This window comes from Gottfriedia sp. NPDC057948 (assembly GCF_042887255.1).
In the GTDB taxonomy this organism is placed as follows: Bacteria; Bacillota; Bacilli; order Bacillales; family Bacillaceae_G; genus Gottfriedia.
The window spans coordinates 1792-3274 of sequence record NZ_JBHVPN010000038.1; the positions used below are offsets into that span (position 1 = coordinate 1792).

The 1483-nt window shown below is 49.3% G+C and carries 1 rRNA gene (cut by a window edge); it reads left to right on the top strand.

Going from position 1 to position 1483, the window contains the following annotated elements:
- The first annotated feature begins 72 nt into the window (after window positions 1-72).
- Window positions 73-1483: ribosomal RNA gene (locus tag ACFVRR_RS24205) — 23S ribosomal RNA — on the top strand (it continues 1626 nt past the right edge of the window).

Genomic DNA, 1483 nt, shown 5'->3' on the forward strand with positions numbered 1-1483 from the left:
AATTTGTACCTTGAAAACTAGATAATGTCATTCATTAAACTGCGTAAGTTTAATTCAATTAGTTTTAAAATTAGTTAAGTTAGAAAGGGCGCACGGTGGATGCCTTGGCACTAGGAGTCGATGAAGGACGGGACTAACACCGATATGCTTCGGGGAGCTGTAAGTAAGCTTTGATCCGGAGATTTCCGAATGGGGAAACCCACTACTCGTAATGGAGTAGTATCTTTACCTGAATACATAGGGTACTGAGGACAGACCCAGGGAACTGAAACATCTAAGTACCTGGAGGAATAGAAAGCAATAGCGATTTCCTGAGTAGCGGCGAGCGAAACGGAAGATAGCCCAAACCAAGAGGCTTGCCTCTTGGGGTTGTAGGACACTCTATACGGAGTTACAAAGGAACGGGGTAAATGAAGCGACCTGGAAAGGTCCGTCAAAGAAGGTAAAAACCCTGTAGTTGAAACCTCGTTCCCTCTTGAGTGGATCCTGAGTACGGCGGAACACGTGAAATTCCGTCGGAATCTGGGAGGACCATCTCCCAAGGCTAAATACTACCTAGTGACCGATAGTGAACCAGTACCGTGAGGGAAAGGTGAAAAGCACCCCGGAAGGGGAGTGAAAGAGAACCTGAAACCGTGTGCTTACAAATAGTCAGAGCTCGTTAACGAGTGATGGCGTGCCTTTTGTAGAATGAACCGGCGAGTTACGATCCCGTGCAAGGTTAAGTTGAAGAGACGGAGCCGCAGCGAAAGCGAGTCTGAATAGGGCGATATAGTACGTGGTCGTAGACCCGAAACCGAGTGATCTACCCATGTCCAGGATGAAGTTCAGGTAACACTGAATGGAGGTCCGAACCCACGCACGTTGAAAAGTGCGGGGATGAGGTGTGGGTAGCGGAGAAATTCCAATCGAACTCGGAGATAGCTGGTTCTCCCCGAAATAGCTTTAGGGCTAGCCTTATGTGTTAGAGTCTTGGAGGTAGAGCACTGATTGGACTAGGGGCCCCCAACGGGTTACCGAATTCAGTCAAACTCCGAATGCCAATGACTTATCCATAGGAGTCAGACTACGAGTGATAAGATCCGTGGTCAAGAGGGAAACAGCCCAGACCGCCAGCTAAGGTCCCAAAGTATACGTTAAGTGGAAAAGGATGTGGAGTTGCTTAGACAACCAGGATGTTGGCTTAGAAGCAGCCACCATTTAAAGAGTGCGTAATAGCTCACTGGTCGAGTGACTCTGCGCCGAAAATGTAACGGGGCTAAACGTATCACCGAAGCTGCGGATTGATACCGTATGGTATCAGTGGTAGGGGAGCGTTCTAAGGGCGTTGAAGCTAGATCGTAAGGACTGGTGGAGCGCTTAGAAGTGAGAATGCCGGTATGAGTAGCGAAAGACGGGTGAGAATCCCGTCCACCGTATGCCTAAGGTTTCCTGGGGAAGGCTCGTCCTCCCAGGGTTAGTCAGGACCTAAGCCGAGGCCGAC